Genomic DNA, 6,512 nt, shown 5'->3' with positions numbered 1-6,512 from the left:
TTCGAACGATTACTACCTCGCGAACATTCAGCGCGACGGCACCTATTCGGTCGTGCCGCGCATGCCCGGCGGCGAAGTCACGCCCGAAGGCCTGATCGTCGTGGGGCAGGTGGCGAAGAAGTACGGCCTCTATACGAAGATTACGGGCGGCCAGCGCGTGGACCTCTTTGGTGCGCGTGTCGAGCAACTGCCCTTCATCTGGGAAGAGCTGATCGCAGCCGGCTTCGAATCGGGGCACGCTTATGGCAAGGCTCTGCGCACCGTGAAGTCGTGCGTGGGCTCCACGTGGTGCCGCTACGGCGTGGGCGACTCGGTGGGCCTCGCGATCGAGCTGGAGAACCGCTACAAGGGCCTGCGTGCGCCGCACAAGTTCAAGTTCGGCGTATCGGGCTGCACGCGCGAGTGCGCGGAGGCGCAGGGCAAGGACGTCGGCATCATCGCCACGGAGAAGGGCTGGAACCTCTACGTGTGCGGCAACGGCGGCATGAAGCCGCGACATGCGGAACTGCTCGCCGCCGATCTCGACCGGGCCACGCTCGTGCGCTACATCGACCGCTTCCTGATGTTCTACGTGCGCACGGCCGACCGTCTGCAGCGCACGAGCGTGTGGCGCGACAACCTCGAAGGCGGCCTCGACTATCTGATCGACGTGGTCGTGCACGACAAGCTGGGCCTCGCCGCCGAACTCGAAGCCGAAATGCAGCTCGTCGTGGACACCTATGAATGCGAATGGAAGAAGGCCGTGACCGATCCCGAAACGCGCCGCCGCTTCCGTCACTTCGTCAACAGCGACGCGGGCGACGAGCACGTTGCCTTCGTGGAGGAGCGCGGCCAGATCCGCCCGGCCAAGCCCGAGGAGCGCGCGAGCGTTGCGCAACCCGCGCGATACGAAGCGCTGGCCGAGATTCCTGTCGTCGCCGAAACCGTCTGATTCCCCAAGAGCCAAGCAAGGAGTGCGAAATGAATAACGAACGCAACCAGAATACGTGGATTCCCGTCTGCACGCTGGACGAGATCGTGCCGAATACCGGCGTCTGCGCGCTCGTGAAGGGCGAGCAAGTGGCCGTGTTCCATGTCGACGACGGCGCCGCGCGCGTGTTCGCCATCGGCAACTACGACCCGAACTCGCATGCGGCAGTGCTCTCGCGCGGGCTCGTGGGCAGCCTTGGCGAGCGCATCGTGGTGGCCTCGCCCATCTACAAGCATCACTTCGATCTCAGCACCGGCGAATGTCTCGAAGATCCGCAGCATTCGGTCAGCGCGTTCCCGGCGCGTGTGGAGAACGGTCAGGTGTGGGTGGCCGCCTGAACCGGCTTCGAGCATGAGGCGGCGCGCGTGCGGCGCCGCACTTCCTGATTCTGTCCCAGGCTGATATCGAACGACGGCATGAGCAGCGAGAACGTAAAGAAGGCCGTAAAAAGCGTGTGCCCATACTGCGGTGTGGGCTGCGGGATGATCTTGCACGTCGAGGACGGCCAGGTCGCGAAGATCTCGGGCGACGCCGAACATCCGGCCAATTTCGGGCGCCTTTGCACGAAGGGATCGTCGGCGCACGTGGCGCTGCGCAAGTCGGGGCGGCTCGATCGCGCCTTCGTGCGCCACGCGCGCGACGAAGACCCGGTGCCGCTGCCGCTCGCCCAGGCGATCGCCGACACGGCGCGCCGCCTGCGCTCGACGCTCGACAAGCACGGTCCGGACGCGCTCTCGTTCTACGTTTCCGGGCAGATGTCGATTGAGGCGCAATACCTCGTCAACAAGCTGGCGAAGGGCTTCGTGCGCACCAACAACATCGAGTCGAACTCGCGCCTGTGCATGGCGAGCGCGGGCAGCGGGTACAAGCTCTCGCTTGGTGCTGATGGCCCGCCCGGCTCCTACCAGGACTTCGACAAGGCCGATCTGTTTTTCGTGATCGGCGCGAACATGGCGGACTGCCATCCGATCCTGTTCTTGCGCATGATGGACCGCGTGAAGGCGGGCGCGAAGCTCATCGTGGTGGATCCGCGTCGCAATGCGACTGCCGACAAGGCGTCGCTTTTCCTGCAGATCGCGCCGGGCACCGATCTCGCGCTGCTCAACGGGCTGCTGCATCTGCTGCACAAGCAAGGCCATACCGACCAGGACTTCATCGCGCAGTACACCGAAGGTTGGGACGCGATGCCCGCGTTCCTCGAAGATTACACGCCGGAAAAGGTCGCGCAGATCACCGGCCTCGCTGAGGACGACATACGCCGCGCCGCGCAGTGGATAGGCGAAGCGCCCGAGTGGATGAGCTGCTGGACGATGGGCCTGAACCAGAGCACGCACGGCACGTGGAGCACCAACGCGATCTGCAACCTGCATCTCGCGACGGGCAAGATTTGCCGGCCGGGCAGCGGGCCGTTCTCGCTGACCGGGCAGCCGAACGCGATGGGCGGGCGCGAGATGGGCTACATGGGACCGGGCCTGCCCGGTCAGCGCACGGTGCTTGCGCAAGAGGACCGCGCGTTCGTGGAAGCGGCATGGGGCGTGCAGCCGGGCACGCTGCCCGTGGAAGTGGGCGGCGGCACCATCGACATGTTCTCGCGCATGGCGGCGGGCGAGATCAAGGCATGCTGGATCATCTGCACGAACCCGGTGGCGAGCGTCGCGAACCGGCAGACGGCGGTAGCGGGCCTGAAGGCCGCCGAGCTGGTGATCGCCCAGGATGCCTTTCTGGACACCGAAACGAATCAGTACGCCGACGTGCTGCTGCCGGGCGCGCTCTGGGCCGAGGCCGAGGGTGTGATGATCAACTCCGAGCGCAACATGACGCTCATGCAGCAGGCCGTCGAGCCGCCAGGCGAGGCGCTGGCGGACTGGCAGATCATCGCGCGCGTGGCCTGCGAGATGGGTTACGCCCATGCGTTCAGCTACGCGAGCGGTGCCGAAGTGTTCGACGAGATCACGCGCTTCTCGAACCCGAAGACGGGCTATGACCTGCGCGGCGCGAGCTACGCGAAGCTGCGCGAAACGCCGCTGCAATGGCCGGTCGCGTCCGAGGCGGCGAGCGATCGCAATCCGATGCGTTATCTGAACGACGGCGTGAGCCAGACGCTCAAGGAAAACGCAGACGGCACGCGACCCCGCATCGTATTCGCGACGCCGCACGGTAAAGGCGTGTTCTTCGCGCGAGCGCACGTCGATCCGGCCGAGCTTCCCGACGCGACGTTCCCGGTCGTGTTCAACACGGGCCGACTGCAGCATCAGTGGCACACGATGACGAAGACCGGCAAAGTGCCGATGCTCAACAAGCTGAACCCGGGGCCCTTCGTCGAGATTCATCCCGAGGACGCCGCCGCGCTCGGCATTGCCGCGAAGGACCGCGTGGAAGTGCGCTCGCGCCGGGGGCGCGCGGTGCTGCCCGCCGTGGTGACCGAGCGCGTGCGTCCCGGCAACTGCTTCGCGCCGATGCACTGGAACGACGTGTTCGGCGAAGAGCTTTGCGTGAACGCCGTCACGAGCGACGCGACCGATCCGATCTCTCAGCAGCCCGAACTGAAATTCTGCGCGGTCGCGCTCTCGCGCGTCGGCCCGGCATCTGCGCCGCGCGACATCATGCGCATGCCGGATGCCGCCGATGCCCCTGCCGCCGCCGCTGCCTCCGTTGCGTTTGAGGCGGGTGCGCCGCAAGCCGTCAACCCGTTTCAGGATCACGACATGTCCCGTATCGAAGCCTTCTCGACGTTACTCGGTCTCGACGACGTCGACGCGCCACAACTTGGCGAGGCGCAACGCCAGTACCTTGCGGGCTTCGTGGGCGGCTTGCGCGCATCGAAAGGCGGCGAGACGATGGGCGTGCCCATGTTGCCCGCGCATGCGCCTTTCCCCGCCGGCACGCGCGTATGGATCGACGGGCTGCTGGCGGGGCTCTTCAGCCGCGCCGAGGCTGGCGCTGCTCCGGCTGCACTCACGGCTCCCGGCGCACCCGAGGAAAAGCCGCACGGCGTGCGCATTGCCCATACGCGGCCGAAGGTCGTGCTGCTGTGGGCCTCGCAGACGGGTAACGTCGAATCTCTCGTCGAACGGTACGCCACGCATCTGATGGAATCAGGTTTCGAGATCCGCACTGCGTGCATGGCGGACTACCCGATCGCGAACCTCGAAAAGGCACAGTACGCACTCCTGATGACGAGCACGTTCGGCGACGGCGACGCGCCCGACAATGGCGAGGCGCTCTGGAGCGCGCTCGCGGCGGATACCGCGCCGCGTCTCGGGCAACTACGCTTCGCGGTGCTCGCTCTCGGCGACCGCAACTACGACGAGTTCTGCGGGCACGGGCGCAAGCTCGACGCGCGGCTCGAAGCGCTGGGCGCGACGCGCCTCATGGCGCGCGTGGATTGCGACGCGGAGTTCCAGGGCGCGGCGGATTCATGGCTCGAACGCATTGTCGTGCGCATCAAGGAAGAAGACGCGGCGCTGCACGCGGTGCCTGCCGAAGGTGCGATCCCCGAAGTGCTGCCCGGCTGCGCGGCGACCAAGTCGCGCCCCGCCGCATCGCGGCTTTTGAAGAACGTGCGGCTGAACATGAAGGGCGCGACGAAGGACACGCGCTACTTCTCGCTCGCAACGGGCGAGGCGGGCCTCGAATACGAGGCGGGCGACGCGCTCGGCGTGTGGCCCACCAACTGCCCGGCGCTCGTCGATGAATTGCTGGGCCTCACGCGTCTTGCCGCCGACACGCCGATCGCCGTGAGCGGCCACGGCGAGATGCATCTTGGCGAGGCGCTCAGCAAGCACTACGAAATCGCGCGCCCGAACCCCGACGCGCTCGCCTTCATCGCCGCGCGAACGCGTTCACGGGGTCTCGCCGACCTGCTCCACGAAACGCGCAAGGGTGATCTGCGCAACTGGCTCTGGGGCCAGCAACTCGCCGACATACTGCACGAGTACCCCGTCGACATGAGCGCGCCCGAACTGCTCGGCATGCTCAAGCGGCTGCAGCCGCGGCTCTATTCGATTTCGTCGAGCCCGAAGGCGCATGCAGGCGAAGTGCATCTGACCGTTTCGGCGGTGCGCTACAGCAACGGCCGCCGCGAGCGCAAGGGCGTGGCCTCGACCTTTCTCGCCGACCGTGCGCAGGAAGGCAGCGTGCCTGTGTTCGTGCAGAAGAGCAGCCATTTCCGGCCCCCGCGCAACGGCGACACGCCGATGATCATGGTCGGCCCGGGCACCGGCGTCGCGCCGTTCCGTGCCATCCTGCACGAGCGGCGCGCACGCGGCGACGCGGGCCGCAACTGGCTCTTCTTCGGCGAGCAGCACGCGGCCACGGACTTCTACTACCGCGACGAACTGGAGCAGATGCGCAAGGATGGCCATCTCGACCGGCTCGATCTCGCGTTTTCGCGCGACCAGAGCGAGAAGGTCTACGTGCAGGACCGCATGCGCGAGCAGGGCGCGCAGCTATGGGCGTGGCTGCAGGAAGGGGCGCACGTGTACGTATGCGGCGATGCGAGCCGCATGGCGAAGGACGTCGATGCGGCGCTAAGGGAAGTGGTGTCCGGGCACGGCGGGATGAGCGCCGACGCTGCGAACGAATACGTCAGTGCGCTCGGACGGGAAAAACGCTACGTGCGCGACGTCTATTGAAGGGGCGCGGCGCGGCTTCGGACAAGCCCCGCGCCGCACGGCCGCCCGCGTGCCACATCTTCAGTGCGCGCGAGCGTCGCGCGCGCGCCTGGTCCACGCACGCAACGTCTTCATCTTCGTTGCCGAGCCCGGCATAGAGACCGCCCCGGCCGCTTTTCGCCGCAACGGGTTCGGGCAACAGGATGGCCACGAGGAACGTCAGGCACGAGCCTGCGAACACGGCCACCACGCTCATCGAGATCGATTCGAACATCCCCTTGCTCCCCGGTAAAATGGTGCCCGGCGGGGACGCCGCGCTATGCGCAACGCAGGCGCTGGCATCTCCGTCATGGCATTCCATTTTCCGCAGGGCGCGCGCCGGCGTCCAAGACGATATTCGGATTGGAACGATAAGCGCGCCTTATGAACGCATTCGAATCATTTGCGGAGACATTCGGGAGGCAGCTATCTTGATGCTTCGCTCGATACGCTACGTGCTCACCGTGGCAGAGTTGAAGAATTTCACGCGGGCAGCCGAGGTGCTGCACGTCTCGCAGCCGGCGCTCTCACAGCAGATCCGGCAACTGGAAAACGAGCTCGGCGGCGCGTTGTTCGACCGCAGCGGCCGCGCCATCAGCCTCACCGAATTCGGGCGCGTGTACATCGAGCACGCGCGCCAGGCGCTCATGCATCTCGACGCGGGCAAGCGCGCGCTGCACGAGGTGCACGATCTCACGCGCGGCCTCTTGCGACTCGCCTATACGCCCACCTTCGCCGAATATCTGATCGCGCCGGCGCTGCGTGGTTTTCGCGCTGCGCACCCGGCCATCGCGCTCGAAGTGAGTGAGCGGCCGCTGGAAGACATCGAAAGCGGACTCGAGCGCGACGAGCTCGACCTCGGCATCGGTTTCACCGACGTGCGTTCCGAC

General features: G+C 66.4%; 4 protein-coding genes and 1 pseudogene. 4 read left to right on the top strand and 1 reads right to left on the bottom strand.

Annotated features, from left to right (window positions below):
• The 3 genes and pseudogenes from VMJ11_RS21905 to VMJ11_RS21895 all read left to right on the top strand — a co-directional run.
• A pseudogene (locus VMJ11_RS21905) lies at positions 1-931 on the top strand (nitrite reductase (NAD(P)H)); the annotation flags it as partial.
• 29 nt (positions 932-960) lie between these two features.
• Positions 961-1,308: a nitrite reductase small subunit NirD gene (gene nirD, locus VMJ11_RS21900; RefSeq protein ID WP_325621701.1), complete on the top strand. Its 348-nt coding sequence runs from the start codon at positions 961-963 to the stop codon at positions 1,306-1,308.
• A gap of 78 nt (positions 1,309-1,386) precedes the next feature.
• Positions 1,387-5,604, top strand: a complete 4,218-nt coding sequence (locus tag VMJ11_RS21895) for a bifunctional nitrate reductase/sulfite reductase flavoprotein subunit alpha (RefSeq protein ID WP_325621699.1) — start codon at positions 1,387-1,389, stop codon at positions 5,602-5,604.
• Here VMJ11_RS21895 and VMJ11_RS21890 read toward each other — a convergent pair.
• On the bottom strand, positions 5,558-5,857 hold the full coding sequence (locus VMJ11_RS21890; RefSeq protein ID WP_325621697.1) for a hypothetical protein: 300 nt from the start codon (positions 5,855-5,857) through the stop codon (positions 5,558-5,560). The genes VMJ11_RS21895 and VMJ11_RS21890 overlap by 47 nt on opposite strands.
• Positions 5,858-6,056: 199 nt before the next feature.
• Here VMJ11_RS21890 and VMJ11_RS21885 point away from each other — a divergent pair.
• On the top strand, positions 6,057-6,512 hold a 456-nt coding region (locus VMJ11_RS21885), incomplete at its 3' end, for a LysR family transcriptional regulator (protein ID WP_325621695.1).

This window comes from Paraburkholderia sp. (genome assembly GCF_035501035.1).
Taxonomy (GTDB): Bacteria; Pseudomonadota; Gammaproteobacteria; order Burkholderiales; family Burkholderiaceae; genus Paraburkholderia.
Note: the sequence above shows the minus strand (reverse complement) of the source record. Positions and strands in the feature narration are given on the sequence as shown.